The sequence below is a fragment of the Streptomyces sp. NPDC048671 genome, from assembly GCF_055587045.1.
On sequence record NZ_JBVJHB010000011.1, the window covers coordinates 275248 to 291239 of the forward strand.

General features: G+C 72.1%; 11 protein-coding genes. 2 read left to right on the forward strand and 9 right to left on the reverse strand.

Going from position 1 to position 15992, the window contains the following annotated elements:
• Nucleotides 1–10: 10 nt before the first annotated feature.
• The 4 genes from ACZ6S6_RS23995 to lnt form a co-directional block, all read right to left on the reverse strand.
• Entirely contained in the window at nucleotides 11–2623 is a 2613-nt protein-coding gene (locus ACZ6S6_RS23995) for an alpha-L-rhamnosidase-related protein (RefSeq protein WP_469706874.1), read from the reverse strand.
• A gap of 127 nt (nucleotides 2624–2750) precedes the next feature.
• Nucleotides 2751–4517 carry a serine/threonine protein kinase gene (locus ACZ6S6_RS24000; protein ID WP_469706875.1) on the reverse strand — a complete coding sequence of 589 codons (1767 nt, stop codon included), beginning with the start codon at nucleotides 4515–4517 and terminating at the stop codon, nucleotides 2751–2753.
• Between the two features lie 151 nt (nucleotides 4518–4668).
• Entirely contained in the window at nucleotides 4669–5148 is a 480-nt protein-coding gene (locus ACZ6S6_RS24005; RefSeq protein WP_362958858.1) for an NUDIX hydrolase, read from the reverse strand.
• Nucleotides 5149–5179: 31 nt separating this feature from the next.
• Complete coding sequence (lnt, locus tag ACZ6S6_RS24010) at nucleotides 5180–6775, reverse strand: apolipoprotein N-acyltransferase (RefSeq protein WP_469706876.1); 1596 nt, start codon at nucleotides 6773–6775, stop codon at nucleotides 5180–5182.
• A 195-nt stretch (nucleotides 6776–6970) separates the two neighbouring features.
• On the opposite strand from lnt, the gene ACZ6S6_RS24015 reads away from it, so the two are divergent.
• The gene (locus tag ACZ6S6_RS24015; protein ID WP_469706877.1) at nucleotides 6971–8035 is read left to right on the forward strand and encodes an O-antigen ligase family protein; all 1065 of its coding nucleotides are present in this window, start codon (nucleotides 6971–6973) and stop codon (nucleotides 8033–8035) included.
• Nucleotides 8036–8104: 69 nt separating this feature from the next.
• Here ACZ6S6_RS24015 and ACZ6S6_RS24020 read toward each other — a convergent pair whose 3' ends face one another.
• Both ACZ6S6_RS24020 and ACZ6S6_RS24025 read right to left on the reverse strand, forming a co-directional pair.
• Complete coding sequence (locus ACZ6S6_RS24020) at nucleotides 8105–8668, reverse strand: hypothetical protein (RefSeq protein WP_362964408.1); 564 nt, start codon at nucleotides 8666–8668, stop codon at nucleotides 8105–8107.
• A gap of 69 nt (nucleotides 8669–8737) precedes the next feature.
• Nucleotides 8738–9523 (reverse strand): glutamate racemase, encoded by a 786-nt coding sequence (locus ACZ6S6_RS24025; RefSeq protein ID WP_362964410.1) that lies wholly within the window; start codon nucleotides 9521–9523, stop codon nucleotides 8738–8740.
• A gap of 58 nt (nucleotides 9524–9581) precedes the next feature.
• On the opposite strand from ACZ6S6_RS24025, the gene ACZ6S6_RS24030 reads away from it, so the two are divergent.
• Entirely contained in the window at nucleotides 9582–10754 is a 1173-nt protein-coding gene (locus tag ACZ6S6_RS24030; RefSeq protein WP_362964412.1) for a glycosyltransferase, read from the forward strand.
• A 10-nt stretch (nucleotides 10755–10764) separates the two neighbouring features.
• Here the strand turns inward: ACZ6S6_RS24030 and ACZ6S6_RS24035 are convergent, their stop codons facing one another.
• From ACZ6S6_RS24035 to ACZ6S6_RS24045, 3 genes are all read right to left on the reverse strand, one after another.
• Nucleotides 10765–12141, reverse strand: coding sequence for a TerD family protein (locus ACZ6S6_RS24035; RefSeq protein ID WP_469706878.1), 1377 nt, complete (start codon nucleotides 12139–12141; stop codon nucleotides 10765–10767).
• Between the two features lie 220 nt (nucleotides 12142–12361).
• The gene (locus tag ACZ6S6_RS24040) at nucleotides 12362–13909 is read right to left on the reverse strand and encodes a pectate lyase family protein (protein ID WP_469706879.1); all 1548 of its coding nucleotides are present in this window, start codon (nucleotides 13907–13909) and stop codon (nucleotides 12362–12364) included.
• A gap of 496 nt (nucleotides 13910–14405) precedes the next feature.
• A complete protein-coding gene (locus ACZ6S6_RS24045) occupies nucleotides 14406–15965 on the reverse strand; it encodes an aromatic amino acid ammonia-lyase (RefSeq protein WP_469706880.1) in 1560 nt (519 codons plus the stop codon).
• Nucleotides 15966–15992: the final 27 nt, after the last annotated feature.

Sequence of the window (15992 nt, forward strand, 5' to 3'; positions counted from 1 at the left end):
CGGACAGGGCTCAGTGTCCGTGTACGAGGGTGAGGTGATGCGTGCCGTGGGTGAGGCCGGTGACCGTCACACGCCGGGGGTCGCCGTGCACGCCGGAGCCGTACGCCCGGCCGTCCTTCCACAGGGTCCGACGCCCGGAGCGCACCGTGACGCGCCGGCCGTCCGTGGGCAGGGCCACCGAGCCGCGCGTACCGCGCGGGACCCGCACGGTCAGGGAGAAGGCCGCACCGTCCCGGTTCCACTCCACGCCGAGCGGCCCGTGCGGCGTGGGGAGCCGGCCCTGTGCCCAGCGGACCTCACCGGGGTTCGGCCGCACCTCCCAGGTGGCGTAGCCGGGCGACGTCGGCTTCGCGCCGAGCAGTTGGTGGGTGAGTGCGGGCAGCACGCCCGTCGACCAGCCGTGCGCCATGCTCGTGTAACCCTGTTCGTACAGCGAGCCGTTGGGGCCTATGCCCTCCCACTGGGTGATGCCGGGGTCGTGACTGTCCATCCAGCCGTAGGTCCGTCTGATCTGGTCGATCGCCGAGTCCGGCCGGCCGGACTCGAAGCGCGCCACCAGCTCCGGATAGGACGTGAAGGCGTACACCCGCTGGGAGGCGCCGCCGAACAGTGTGTCGTTGTCCATGAAGGCGTTGCCGTACCTGAGCTTCGTCGTCGCGTCGAGGTGGGCCAGCGCCGAGGCCGCCCGCTCCGCGTCGGCGACGCCCGCGGTGATGGCGATGGCGTTGCCGTCCTGGGCGTGCCTGACGGGGCCGGTGGCGGAGTCCAGGTAGGCGCCTGCCGCCGGGTCCCACAGGTGGTCGTTGATGGCCCCGGCCACCTTGTCCGCCCGCTGTGACCAGCGCTGTGCGTCCGTGTCGTGGCCCAGGAGCCCGGCGATACGTGCCGCGTCGCGCAGCGCCTGCACGTAGTTGGCGTTGTAGTAGGTGACGCGGCCGGTGCGGCCGAGGAACGCGTAGTCGCCGTAGCCGGACGTACCGTTCAGCCCCTTGCTGAGCAGCCCCGCCCCGTCCGTCACGCTCGGGTACCAGGTGTCGAGCACCTTCACCAACTGCGGGTAGTAGCGCGCGGCGTAGTCCTGGTCGCCGGTGTACAGCACGTAGTCCCAGCTGCACGTCACCCACCAGAGCGGGTAGTCGAACAGCGGGAGGGTGTAGTCGTTGATGGACGCCGGTGGGATCCACCCGTCGTCGCGCTGGTGGTCGGCGAGGTCGGCCAGCACGTTGCGGGCGGCCTCGGCCGCGTCGTCATGGGTGAGGTAGAGGGTCCGCCCCGCCACCGCCACGTCCCCCACGTAGGGGTCCCGGTCCCGCTTGGGGCCGTCGTGCAGCACCAGCTTTCCGTCCAGTGACGGGCTGAAGGCGTTGCGCGGGTCCACATCGTCGCGGCGGAAGGTGTCGACGACGAGTTCGTTGGTGTACGAGGCGCCGTACCAGTAGCGGTTCAGTTCCTCGTCCGAGCAGAGGAACCAGCCCCGGTAGGAATCCGGCGTGCCGAGGTAGGCGGTGAAGTCCAACGACACGGCGTCGATGGCGACTTCGCCCCATGGCTGGGCGGCCGGCGCGTCGGACGGCAGCGCGTCCAGCGTGATCTTCAGATAGCGGAAGCCGTGCAGCCCGTCGGCGTACAGCTTGTCGCCGCCCGAGCCGAAGCCCTTGGCGTCCTTCCACCTGGCACCGCCGGCCGGTACGGCGTACTGGTCGGTGCCCCGGCCCGCACCGCCCGCCTGGTCGCTACGGGTGAAGTCGGAGCGTTCGGTGAGGTACTGGAGCGTCTCGGAGAACGCCAGGCGCACCCCGGGGCTGTTGTCCGAGGCCCGGGTGAAGTCCACCTCCGGGTAGCCCACGACGACCTTGCCGAAGTCGATGGTCACGCTGGGAGGGGTGACCGGGGCCACCGCGTCCGGCCAGACCTCGTTGACACGGGTGAACACCCCCTGCCCGGCGTCCTGATCGGCCGTGACGGCGATGCGTACCCGGTCCGTCGCGACCGGCGGGTCGAAGCGCACGGCGCGCTGTACGTCGGTGTTTCCGGTGACCGTGCCGACGGTCCGCCAGGCGGCGTCCGCCCAGACCTCGACGGTGAAGTCGGCGGGTACGCCGTCGGCGTTGGACAGCACCGTCACACCGGGCAGCCGCTGTTCCCCGGGCAGGGTGATGGTCAGCGTGTCGGGGAAGGTGCCCTCGGTGTCGTCGTTCCAGAAGGTGTCGGGGTCGCCGTCGATGGCGTTGTCCGCGGCGTAGGTGCGCGGGCGGCCGTCGCTCCCGTTGTTGCCCGCGTGCGTGGACGACGCCTCGGCCGTGGTGCCCTGCGGCCAGCGGGGCGCGGCGGGTGGCTGGGCGCGCCGCAGTACGGTGGCCCCGCCTCCGGGTGCGAGCAGCGCCTCGGGTCCGGTCACGTCCCCCGCCGTCCGGACGATCCCCACCGGCCGCACGGTCCGGTGCGACGGCCCCTGGACGTAGCGGTGCCACGAGTCCCCGGGCTCCGGCGCGGCCCCGGCGGCGGCCGCCGTACCGCCTGCGACGAGCGGCAGTCCGACCGCGAGCGACGCCGCGCCGCCGACGCCCGCTTCGAGTACGGTGCGCCGCTTCGGCCCCGGCTTCCTCTTGCCCACACTCGTCACGTTTCGACGTCCTTCCGTAGACGCGCCTCACTGAGGGACGAGCGCATGAATCGTTTCAATGCCAAACGTCACGGCGACGCTATACGAGGCGGGTGACCCCGTACAGGGGTGTGAGGAAGCTGTTGTGTCAGCCGTGGAAGCCGTTGCACACGACGGAGGTGTACTTCGTGGGCCCGCCCTCTACGTGGTAGATCACCACGGTCCAGTCGCCCCGGTCGTCCCCCACCGGGATCGCGTCGAGGGTCTTCTTGCCGAAGTGGGCCCGGAAGTCGTCGGGGTACTTGAGCTTGACGGCTCCGCCGGAGGACCAGCGGGAGTAGATGTCGACGGGCCTGCTGGTGAAACCGATGCCCTTGGACTCGGACCGGAGCGGCCGTCCGGTGGCGCGGTCGGTCTCGTGCGGGGGCCGCACCCCCACGGAGACGTAGTAGGGGGCGGGCCTCTTCCCCTCCCCCGCGTGCTCGAACCGCATCGACACCCCGGCGGTGCCGGAGCCGGTGGTGTGCGAGACGGAGGAGATCAGCCCCGACGGCGGAAACGACTCGGGAATGCTGTCCGGATCGCAGCCGCCGCTGCCCAGAGCGGCCTGCTCCGGATCGTCCGACAGGGTCCAGCGGTCCTGCGAGACGCGGTCGTTCACGATGTGGTCCGGCGGGCGGTCCGCGGAGTCCGCGGTCGCCGAACGGCTCGCGGCCGGACGGCCGGACGCGGTGGCCCCGGACCCGGGCGCCGCGTCGGTGCTGCCCTTGCCGTCCTTCTCCGGGAGCAGCCAGACGGTCAACGGCACTGCCAGCGCCACCGCGCACACGGCGAGCCAGGTCCTTCCCCGCCGTGGGCGCCGCGGCTGGTCCCGGCCGGCGTACGGGGTGGCCCCTGGCGGCTGCGCGGGGGAGGCCGTCGCGGGCCTCTCCACCGGCTGATCGGCCGGCTCGGACTCCGCCCGCCTGGTCGCGGCGGCGGTCTGCGGGGCCGGCACCGTTTCCGGCTCCGGGTGTGCACCGGACGGCGCGGGGGGCGGGTTCAAGTCCCCTGGTACGAGGCCGGAGCCGGCGGCGCGTACCAGCGCGTGGTAGTGGGCGTCCGACGCCAGCGGCGAGTCCACCCCGCACAGCGCGATCACGGCGGCCGGCTTGGGCCGCTCCGCCGGATCCTTGTCGACGCACATCCGGATGAGCGCGGCCAGGTCCGTCCGCACTCCCGCCAGGTCGATCTCCTCGTACACGGTCCGGTAACCGACCGACGACGCGTCGCCCGTGCCGTACGGAGGCCGGCCCGTCGCCGTGTACGCGAGCGTCGCGCCCAGAGCGAAGACGTCCGCCGCCGGGCCCGCCTCGTTGCGCAGCAGGACCTCGGGGGCCGTGTAGCCGGGCGTCCCCGACGCCATCCCGTCGCGGGTGAGGACCGACTGTTCGAGCCCTCGCGCGATCCCGAAGTCGATCAGCTGCGGTCCCTGCGGCGAGAGGATGACGTTGTGCGGTTTCAGGTCCCGGTGCGTGACTCCGTGCACGTGGACCGCGGCCAGTCCCTCGGCGAGCGCGGCCAGCAGCCGCAGGGCGCTGTCCGGCGGGAAGGGGCCGCTCGCGCCGACGGCGCCGCGCAGCGTGGGCCCCGCCACGTACTCGGTGGCCAGCCAGTAGGGGGACGTGTCGAGCGACGCCTCGATCAACTGGGCGGTGTACGCGCTGCGCACGGTCTCCACAGTCGCGGCCTCGCGCCGGAACCGGGCCAGGGCGTCCGGGTGGTCACTGATCTCGTCGCGGATGACCTTGACGGCCACCAGCCGTCCACCGGGCGAGCGGCCCAGGTACACCTGCCCCATCCCGCCCGCGCCGAGACGGGCGAGCAGCTGGTAGGCGCCTATGCGCGCGGGGTCCTGGGGCCTCAGTCCGTCCACGGCCCGACTGTGCCACATCCGTACACTCCGGACCACAACTCCCGCCCGGACAACCGGGGTCCACGCGCTGAGCGGCAACCCCGCTGATCCGGCCGGGGTTCCGGACCGGGGCGCAGGCCGCTCGCGGCCCCGCCCGCCCGGTCCGTCATGTTCAGCGCGAGTCGGTGGCCTCGAACCAGGTGGGTCCGTCCGTCATCGACTGCTTGATGCGCAGGAGCGCGAACTCCTCCAGCGGCGGCAGCGCGTCGACTCCGAACCAGCCCACCTCCAGCGACTCGTCGTCGTTGACCCGGGCCTCGCCGCCGGTGGCCCGGCAGCGGAAGGTGACGTCCAGGTACTGGCACCGGTCGCCGTTCTCGTACTGTACGGGCGGCAGTGCCTGGGTCAGCACCACGCGTTCCGCCACGCAGTGCACCGCCGTCTCCTCGTACACCTCGCGCTCCGCTGTCGCAGCCGGCTGCTCGCCCGGCTCGGAAATGCCCCCGATGACCGCCCATTTACCGGTGTCCGCACGCCGTCCGAGCAGCACTCTGCCCTCGTCGTCGAAGACGATGGCGGTGACGCCGGGCAGCAGGAGCAGCTGTTGACCCGCCGTGGCGCGGATCTCGCGGATGAAGTCAGGAATTGCCATGGGCCCGACCCTACGTGGCGTGCGGAGCCGCTCAGCGGCCGCGTCGCACCCGCACCGCCCGAGTGACCACCCAGCCCAGGCCGACGACCGCGAGCAGGGACAGTACCCCTTCGGGCAGCGGTCCCATCCGGGTCGCGGGGGTCAGCGAGGACCGCAGCGGCACCTCGTCCACCAGCGCGTCCGGGGTGAACATCTTCGTCTTCTGGACGACGGTGCCGTCCGGGCGGATGACGGCGCTGACACCGCTGGTGACCGGGACGACGACGGACCGGCTGTGCTCCACCGCGCGCACCCGGGACATGGCCAGCTGCTGGTAGGTCATCTCGCTGCGGCCGAAGGTGGCGTTGTTGCTGGGGACGGCGATCAGCTGGGCCCCGTGCTCGACCGTGTCGCGCACGGCGTCGTCGAACGCGGCCTCGTAGCAGGTGACGAGCCCGACGTAGGTGCCGGAGAGGTCGAAGACACCGACCTTCTTGCCCGGTCCGAAGTCGCGCTGCACCCGGTCCACGTCCGAGCTGAACAGGCGCACGAAGGAACGCATCGGCATGTACTCGCCGAACGGCTGGATATGGCGCTTGTCGTACGTGGCCACCGGGCCCTTGTCCGGGTCCCACTGGATGAGGGTGTTGCGCAGGTCGCCGGTGTCGGGCTCGACGACCGCGCCGACGACGGTCGGCACTCCGATCGCCTTCACCGCGTCGTCGATCACGATCCTCGCGTCGGCGTTGCGGTAGGGGTCGAGGTCGGAGGAGTTCTCCGGCCACAGGACGAAGTCGGGCTGCGGCACCTTGCCCGCCTTCACGTCCCTGGCGAGCTGCTGCGTACGGTTCGCGTGGTTGTCCAGGACGGCCCGGCGCTGGGAGTTGAAGTCGAGGCCGAGCCGCGGCACGTTGCCCTGGACCGCGGCGACGGTCGCGGTGCCGTCCTCGGCGGAGTCGTCCACCAGCGGCAGCGACGCGAGGGCCGCGACGACCGGTACCAGTACGGCCGCCGCGGTCACCGCGGCGGCCAGCCGGGGCAGCTCGCCCGTGGAGCGGCGGACACGGAACCGGCGGACCGCCTCGAAGAGCCCGAAGCCGCACAGCACCACGGCGAAGGAGAGCAGCGGTGTGCCGCCGAGCGCCGCGAGCGGCAGGAACACGCTGTCCGCCTGGCCGAAGGCGATCCGGCCCCAGGGGAAGCCGCCGAACGGCACCCTGGCCCGTACCGCCTCGTCCAGGGCCCAGACCGCGGCCGCCCAGAACGGCCAGCCGGCGAGCCGGGACACGGCGGAGATGCCGATGCAGCCCACCGCGACGAACAGTGCCTCGGCGGCGGCCAGGGCCAGCCACGGCACCGGGCCGACCTCTTCTCCGGTCCAGTGCAGCAACGGCAGCATGAAGCCGAGACCGGCGAGCAGACCGAGCCCGAACGCGGCACGGAACCTGCGCTCGAAAAGCACCCAGCCGAGCAGCGCGAAACCGGGCAGAACCAGCCACCACAGGGGCCGGGGCGGGAAGCTCGCGTACAGCATCAGCCCGGAGAGCACGGCTGCGCAGGGGCGGACGAGCCGAGGCAGCAGGCGCCTGGCTCGGGGCAGGGAGACGGGCTGCTGCGGGTCGCCGACCGGGGCGATGGTGGTGCTCACCAGGCGGAGTCTACGGTGATCGGCTGTGCGCCCGGCAGCACCGCCCGGGTGGTGGAATCCGTACCGCCGGATCGTTTCTTCGCATCTTCTGCACATATGCCCGCCGGGGCCGTTAATCTGTGCGCCAGTCCCCCGCTGACCAGCCGGATCCGGCCGGTCGCGCACGGGACCGTCACAGGCCGGGGGGCGGACGTGATGACTTCATCCGCGGAACGAGGGCCGGCGGGCGGCGACGCTGCCGGAGCGGTGATTCTCGCCGCCTGCGCGATCTGGTCCCTGATCAGCGCGGCCGGCCGGGAGACCCGGCCGGAGGGGGTGCTGCTGGCTCTCCTCGCCGTGGCGGCGGGCTTCACCTGCGGGCGCATCTGCGGAACGCTGCTGCCGGTGGCCACCGCGACGGCCGCCGCACTGGCCGCTCTCGTCATGGCACTCGTCTGGCGCGACGGGATGCCCGGAGCCACGGCCGCGATGGACACCGCGCCCGGTTACACCGGGGCGGCCGCCGGGCTGCTGGTACTCGCGGCCGGAGCCGCCTGCTGCGCGGCGGCCGCGGCCCGCCGGGAGTCCCTGCGGTTCACCCTGCGGCTGCTGGCCCTGGGGGCGGCCTGCGCCTCCCTCGGGCTCGGCTCGGTGGCGGGGTGCGCGGCTGCGCTCGGGGTGCTGCTCTGCTCACTGGCCTCGGCCAGGATGCGCCGCCGGCTGCCCGCTCTCGCCGGTCTCGCCCTGGCCGCCGGCCTGGTGGCCGGCATCTCGTGGGCGGTGGCCGAGGACGTGCTGCCCGACGGGCTCACGGTCTCCCTGGAGGGCCAGCTCACCCGCAACCGGGTGCAGCTCTGGCAGGACGCCGCGCACCTGGCCGGGCAGCACCCGCTACGCGGCATCGGCCCCGACCGCTTCGCCGAGCTGAGCCCCACCGCACAGGAGTCGCTCCGCTCCGACGGCAAGCCGCACTCGGCGCCGCTGCAGCAGGCGGCCGAGCAGGGGGTGGTGGGGGTACTGCTGCTGGGGGCCGCGTTCGGCTGGCTGCTGTACGTGCTGTGGCGCTCGCCGCGCGGCACCCCGGTGGTCCTGACCGCCGGTGCCGCGCTCACCGCTCTGGCCGCGCTGGCGGGTGTCGGCAACGCGCTGAGCTTCACGCCGGTGACGGCCGGGGCCGGTCTGCTGGCCGGTCTGGCGTCCGCCAGGCGGCCGATCGGGGACGGCGGACCGGCTCGCGACATCGGGACGGAGCGGTTGCCGCGGGGCGGGGACGGTGCCTGATGCCCCGGCCGGCGGCCGGGGCGTCAGTGCGGCGCCCGAGGGCTCCGGCCGGTGCGTCGGTGCGGTGTGTCAGGCTCCGGCCGGGGCGCCGGTGGCCGGCAGGTGCAGCCGCTCACGGATGAAACGGACGCCCGCCTCCGCGTCGTCCACCGTCACCGTGAACGTCCTGCCGTCGCCGAGCCGGAGCACCAGGCCCTCGCCCCGTCGCACGACCACGGCGGTGCCCTGCTCGGGGCGCCAGCGGTAGCCCCAGCCGCCCCACTGGCGCGGCGTGACCCGGGGTGCGAACTCCGCGCCCACCACATGGGTGAGCAGGATCCGGCGGCGCGGCAGACCTATGTGGCCGCACCGCACTTCGAGGGCGTCGCCGTCGACCCGGACGGCCACGTTCACGAAGGCGAGCGTGCCGAAGAGCATCAGCAGTCCGGCCGCCATGCAGCCGATCACCGACATCAGCAGCGGTGCGATGCCGGAGGTCCAGGTGGAGCTGACGGCGAGCTGGATGCCCAGCGCCAGACAGGCGGCGCCCGCCGCGGCGAGCACCCACTGGGTGTGGTTGGTGGCCCGGCCGGTCCAGACCGCCGAGTGGGAGTCGGCACCGGTGTGCCTCGGTTCTCGGGGATGGTCCCTCATGCCAAGCAGCGTACTGAAGAAACCGCGCGGGGGAACGGGTCCGACAGCTCCGGCCGGGTCGCCGGACGGTCAGCGGGCGGGGCTGACCGCCGTGAGCCGACGCCCCTCCGGGTAGGCCAGAGCGGCTTCCGGCAACTCCGACACCCGGCCGCCGAGGAGCACGGCGAGTCCGGTGCCCGGTTCGGCCGACGGAGCGGGTTCGGCCCCGATCCGGCGCAGTGCCTGGGCCGCGACGGCTCCGGCGGAGCCGTGCAGGACCACGGGGGGCCGGCCGGGCTGCCGCACCGCGTCACGGATGCGCTCGGCGACCAGCTCGTAGTGGGTGCAGCCCAGCACGACGGCCTGGACGTCGGGCGGGGTGAGCGCGGCGGCCGCGGCCAGGGCCCGGTCGATCCCCTGTTCGTCGGCGTACTCCACGGCGTCGGCGAGCCCCGGGCAGGGGACCTCGGTGATGACCGCGTCCCCGGCGAAGTCCCTGATGAGCCGGCGCTGGTACGGACTGCCCGTGGTCGACGGGGTGGCCCAGATCGCGACACGGCCGCCGCCGGCCGCGGCGGGCTTGATCGCGGGGACCGTGCCGATGACCGGCAGGGCGGGTTCGAGCTCGGCCCGCAGCGCCGCCAGCGCGTGCACGGAAGCGGTGTTGCAGGCGACGATCAGCGCGTCGGGACGGTGGGCGGCGGCGGCGCGCGCCACCGCGAGCGCGTGCTCCGTCATGTCCTCGGGGGTGCGGGGCCCCCAGGGCATGGTGCCGGGGTCCGAGGAGAGCACCAGATCGGCGTCCGGCCTCAGCCGGCGTACTGCGGCGGCGGCGGCGAGCAGGCCGATTCCGGAGTCCATGAGCGCGATCTTCACCCAGTCACCATAGTCGACAGCCCTTGCGGTCCCGGCTCAGTGGGGCAGACTTCGGCCAATGAGCGCCATTGTCTGGATCGCCGTGGGTTCCCTCGCCGCGTGGGTGTGGCTGCTGCTGGGGCAGGGCTACTTCTGGCGGACGGACCAGCGGCTGCCGGAACGCGCGGACCCCGCGCACTGGCCGTCCGTCGCGATCGTCGTCCCCGCACGTGACGAGGCCGACATGCTTCCGGTGAGCCTGCCCTCGCTGCTGGCGCAGGACTATCCGGGACCGGCCGAGATCTTCCTGGTCGACGACTGCAGCAAGGACGGCACCGGGGACGTCGCCCGAGCACTGGCCGTACGGCACGGAGGACTGCCGGTGACCGTGGTGTCGCCCGGGGAGCCCCAGCCCGGCTGGACGGGCAAGCTCTGGGCCGTACGGCACGGGATGGCGCTGGCACGGGCCCGGAATCCGGAGTATCTGCTGCTCACGGACGCCGATATCGCGCACGAGCCGGACAGTCTGCGGGAGCTGGTGGCGGCCGCCGGGTCGGGCGGCTTCGATCTGGTCTCGCAGATGGCGCGGCTGCGGGTGGAGAGCGCCTGGGAACGGCTCGTCGTACCGGCCTTCGTGTACTTCTTCTCGCAGCTCTACCCGTTCCGGTGGGTGAACCGGGCGGGGGCGCGGACGGCCGCGGCCGCGGGCGGCTGCGTACTGCTGCGGACCGAGGCCGCGGTACGGGCGCGGGTGCCGGAGTCGATCCGGCAGGCGGTGATCGACGATGTGTCGCTGGCCCGTGCGGTGCAGGGCAGCGGCGGCAGGATCTGGCTGGGGCTCGCGGACCGGGTGGACAGTGTGCGCCCGTATCCCTGCCTGGCCGACCTGTGGCGGATGATCTCCCGGAGCGCGTACGCCCAGCTGCGGCACAACCCGCTGGTGCTGCTCGGCACGGTGCTGGGGCTCGCGCTCGTCTACCTCGCGCCGCCCGTGACGCTCGTGGCGGGACTGCTGGCCCCCGATTCCGTGGCGGCCTGGACGGGGGGCGTCGCCTGGGTCGTGATGGCCGGCACGTACATGCCGATGCTCGGTTACTACCGGCAGTCCCTGTGGCTGGCGCCGCTGCTGCCGTTCACCGCGCTGCTGTACCTGCTGATGACGGTCGATTCGGCGGTGCAGCACTACCGGGGCCGCGGTGCGGCATGGAAGGGGCGTACGTACGCCCGTCCCGAGGCCGCACCGGACCAGTGAACGGCAGGGCTCACTTGCGGCCGGGGGTCCAGTTCATACCCCAGCCGTAGGCCTGGTCGATGGTGCGCTGCGGGCTGACTCCGCGCGGCGGCACGAGGTAGCGGGCCTCTCGCTGCACGGTGAAGTCGCCCCCGTTGTTGCTGATGAGGGCGAGTGCGCAGACCGTGGACGGGACGGTGCACTCGTCGAGCGAGAAATCGATCGCGGCGCCGTGCTGGGGCTGAAGGGTCACCGTGGCGTGCAGATCGGCGAAACTCCGGGCCCCTTCGTAGATGGTGACGAAGATCAGGATCCGCCGGATCCTGGCCTTCTGGTCGAGGTTGATGGTCAGGTTCTCGCCGGAGGCGACGGCGCCGGTCCGGTCGTCACCGTCGAGGTGGATGTAGGGCGGCTGCTGGAGGGCGCCGAAGGCGTTGCCCAGCGCCTGGACCACTCCCTTGCGTCCGTCGGTCAGCTCGTACAGGGCGCAGAGATCGAGGTCGAGATCCGCGTGGTTCGCGACGGCCCGGCCGAGTTTGCTGCCCCACCCCTTGAACTGCTTGCGCACTTCCCAGTTGAGATTGACGCGCATGGAACCCGAAGTGCCGCCCTGCTTCGCGAGCGAGACCGACGGCGCTTCCTTGGTGAGCGTCACCTTGGTCAGCCGGACGGGCTGGGTGACGGGCGGCGCGGGGGGTGCGGGAGGGGCGGGAGGCGTCATCGGGGCGGCGGCGGCCGGCTGGGGGTACTGCGGCGGCTGCGGCGGCGGCATGGAGGCGACCCGGGTCGCCGGGTTGGGCTGTTGGGGTTGCGGAGGCGATGGGGGCTGAGGGGCCCTTTGCGGCTGCTGCGGCTGCTGCGGCTGCTGCGGCTCGTCGACGGAAATCCCGAAGTCCGTGGCCAGGCCCTCGAGCCCGGTCCCGTATCCCTGGCCCACGGCCCGGAACTTCCAGGAGCCCTGGCGCCGGTAGAGCTCACCGAGGATGAACGCGGTCTCGACCGTGGCGTCGGCGCTGTCGAACCGGGCCAGTTCGGAGCCGTTCGCCGTGTCCGTGATCCGTACGTACAGCCCCTTCACCCCGCCGAACGTGCCGCCGTCCGCCGAGGCCGCCACCACGATGCGGTCGACGACGGACTCCACCCGTGCCAGATCGACGGCCAGGCTGTCGGTGGCCGCGCCGCCGTTGACTCGCTTGCCCTCGTGGCGCACCGCACCGGATGCGTGGGCCGGCTGGTTGTAGAAGACGAAGTCCGCGTCACTGCGCACTTTTCCCGAACCGAGGAGAAGGAGCGCCGAGGCGTCCACGTCCGGTGTTCCGGGGGCGGTGTGCCACCCCAGTTCGACGCGCACGGCCTGTGCCGCCACTGGAACATTGGTTCCTTTTAGCATGGTCATGCTCGCCCCCATCACGAGTCCGGCTGCCGAGACCCTTCCCGGTCAACCTAATGCTCTCCCGCCGCAGAACCCACAGCGGCACCGGCAGGCGTCCAGGGATCCGCCGGTAACCCCTCGTGAACTCGCCCCTTGCACGATCAGGACGCGGGGGTGGGGGCGCTCAGCGGGTGACGGGGCGTGGCGCCGTTCCCGCCACCGGGTGCGAGCGGTGGCGGGCGCGGCGCCGTTGCCGCTACCCGGCGTAGGTCTCGTACTCGGCGATCTTCGGGGTGCCGTTCGAGCCGGTGATCTCGAACGTGATCTTGCGCAGGGAGGTCCGGGGGAAGGTGATGACTCCCGCACCGCTGCCGGAGGTCAGCACGGTGCCGGTGTCGCCGTTGACGACCCTCCAGGATCCGATGGCGCCCTCGGCTCCCGACGCCTCCCGGATGCTGATCGCGGCGACGGCGGTGGCGGAGGGCCACTTGACCGAAACGGAACCGGTCGGGCCGGCCGGCGACCAGTAGGTGCTCATGTCACCGTCGCGCACGTTGCCGTAGCTCGTCCCGGCGGCCTTGCCCGAGCCGTCGGCACCGGCGCCGATGCTGAGGTTGGTGCCACTGGGCTGGGTCGGGTCGGGCGTGGGGTCGGTGGGGTCCGGCGTGGGGTCGGTCGGGTCCGGGGTCGGCGTCTGCGGCGAGCAGTTGCCGTCCGAGACCTTCAGCCCCTTGTTGGCGCCCGCGGTCTGCGTCACGATTTCCGGCACGCAGCCGGCGTCGTCGAGGCTGTAGGAGTAGGGGATGCTGACCGTGGTGTTGGACTGCGGGCCGGGGCCGGCGGGGTGGTTATCGCTGCCGGGGGCGGACCACGTCACGTTGTCGAAGGTGTTGCCGCTGACCTGCCAGTATCCGGCCGCGTCGGTGTAGAAGGTACCGAGGACGTCCTTGGAGTCCTTGAAGTAGTTGTTGTCCACCTTCGCGCGGGCCCCGGCCCGGGAGTTGATGCCGGACTTGTTGAGCTTCACGTAGTAGTTGTTGTAGATGTGGGAGATGCCGCCGCGCAGCAACGGGGTGCGGGAGTCGACGTTCTCGTAGAGGTTGTGGTGGAACGTCACGAAGCCGTTGGAGAGTTCGGTCTCGCTGGACCCGATCAGACCGCCGCGGCCGGAGTTGCGCAGGGTGCTGTACGACAGGGTCACGTACTGGGTGTTGGCCTTCATGTCGATGAGGCCGTCGAACCCGTCCGATTCCCCGCCCGAGGCCTCCAGGCTGGCATGATCGACCCAGACGTTACGGACGTTGCTCTCCATGCCGATGGCGTCGCCGCCGTTGGACGTGGGCGAGCCGGACTTCTTGACGTTCCGGACGGTCACGTTCTGGATGATGATGTTGCTGGACTCGCGTATGTGGATGCCCAGTTGGTCGAACACGGCCCCGTTGCCGACACCGACGAGCGTGACGTTGCTGATCTGCTTGAGTTCGATCACACCGGCGGCGGTGTTGCAGCTGCCACCCGACACCTTGGTGGTGTTCGCGTGGTTGATGGTCCCCTCGACCTCGATGGTGATCGGGGTGCTGCTGCTGGCCCGGCCGCACAGGGCGGCGTGGATCGCCGTCCCCGTGGTGGCCCGCACCGTCGCCCCGCCCGCACCGCCGGTCGTCCCACCGTTCTGGGTCGCGTAGCCGGTGGCGCCGCTGGTCGCCGCCGAGGCCTCAGGCATCGTCAGAACCGCGCCTGTCGCTGCCGCCAGGGCCAATGTGGCCACCGCCGCGGAGAGGCGCAGTGCAACTGGTCGTCTCATTTTCGTCTCCCGATTCGTCTTCGAACTGCGGGTGCTGGTCGTGCATGCCGCGGTCGTGCCGGTGGGGCGTCGAAGCCGCCGGTCCGGCGCCGGACCGGTAGCGGCGCATGCGTGATGTCGTGGCAGGGGCCACGACAGCCACTTCCACCGGAACGAGGATCTTGAAAACGGAAAGCGCTTTCTGGATGCAGACCATAGAGCCGCTCCAGTTGGGCTGACAAGACTCCTGCACGCCTGCGAAATAGTTCGGACTGCCCTCAACACGCTTCACTTGCAACGGTGTTGACTACGCGTTCGGGACCGTCGAGGAAGACTTGCCGGCCGACCGCCCGGAATCCGCCGGACTCGTACCGCCCGTCGGGGCAAACGCTTTCATTCACTGACCAGGGGAACTGGTGAATCTCACCGGCGCCCGTGACCGGAGACGTCGTCGTACAGCGGACCGGCCGTCAGGTCCCGCGCAACGGCCCTGTCCTCGACGCCGCAGGGCTGTCGCTCATGGCATCCGCCGCACTACGCCCTGGTCGTCGAAGGCCGCCCCGCTCCCCTGCCCGAGGTCCAGCCACAGCTCGGTGAACCGGTCGAGCAGCCCGGCCGCCGCCGCCACATCGTCCGTCAGCGGCCGGTCGGCCGAATCCGCGTCGAGCACCGCGGCCGCCAGACCGAAGGCCCGGCCGACGGGCAGCCCCGGGTCGAGCCGCATGTCACGCTGGCGCAACGCCCTTACGGCCGCCACGAGTTCACAACCCACGACGAGCCGGTACGCCTCGCACGCCCGCAGCGTCTGACGTGCCGCGAGCGACGCGAAGCTGGCCTGCTCCTCGACACCGCGCGAGAGCACCGCATGGCCGAGGGACGCGGGCGCGGAGAAGGCCCGCAGATCGCCGAGCGCCGCCCCGGCCGCGTACTCGAGGATCATCACGCCCGACGACGCCGGTGCGCCGTCCGCGAGGAACGGCCGCAGCCGGGTGAAGCCCGGTTCGTTCAGCGTGGACAGCCGCGAGGTCGACAGGCGCGCCACCTGCGTCACCGCCAGCCTGAAGTGGTCCAGGGCCAGGGCGAGCTGAGCGACGTAGAAGCCCCCGTGGTGGTAGGCGGCCATGTCCTGCGCCGAGATCAGCGGGTTCTCGGCCGCCGCGTTGATCTCGACCGTGAGCACGTCTTCGAGGGCGTCCGCCGCATCGTGCGCGGGCCCGTGGATCTGGGGCACGCAGCGGAAGCCGTACGGGTCCTGGATCCGGCCGAGCGGCGGCGTGGGGCGGTCGGGGGCGCCGAGCAGCTGCCGCATCCGTTCCGCGACCGCGTACGAACCGGCGTGCCGCCGCGCCTCGTGCACGGGCAGCGCGTACGCCTCGTACGAACCGTCGGTCGCCATCAGGGACAGCGCCGCCACCACCTGAGTGGCCGCGATGAGGCCGCGCAGCTCGTGCAGGGCGAGCGCGGACTGACCGAGGGTCAGCGCGTTGCTGCTGATCAGAGCCAGGGCGTCGTTGTTGTCGAGGGGCTGCGGGGCGGGGGCCGCCCCCGGCCCCCGCCAGGGGTGTTCGCCGGCCAGCGCGAGACCCATCTGCGCGAGCGCGGCGATGTCGCCGGTGCCGACCGAGCCGAATTCGTTGACCTTGGGGTAGGCACCCGTCTCCAGGGCCTCGCAGAGCGCCGTGACGACGGTCGGGCGCAGGCCGGCGCCTCCCGCGAGCAGCTGGTTGGCGCGGACCGCCAGCATGGCGCGGACCTGCCGTGCGGGCAGCTCCTCGCCGATCGCTCCGGCGTGGCTGCGCAGCAGGCGCAGGCCGTGGTCGGCGGCCGCCCCGGTCGGCACGGACTCATTCCGGTTGGCACCCACACCGGTGGATCGGCCGTAGACGCGACCCCACGAGGCGATTTCCCGAGCGGCGTTCCACGAGGTCTCCACCCGCTTCATCCCGTCCGCGCCCGGCACGGGTTTTGCGGTGGATTCGGCCATACGTACGACATCTGCAACCATCAGTCCGCGGCCGTTCAGGACGACAACCGAGTCACTGTCGCCCGTCACCCTGTCCGCGATATGAGACGACATCACTCGTAATTCCTCCTCAACCGGAAG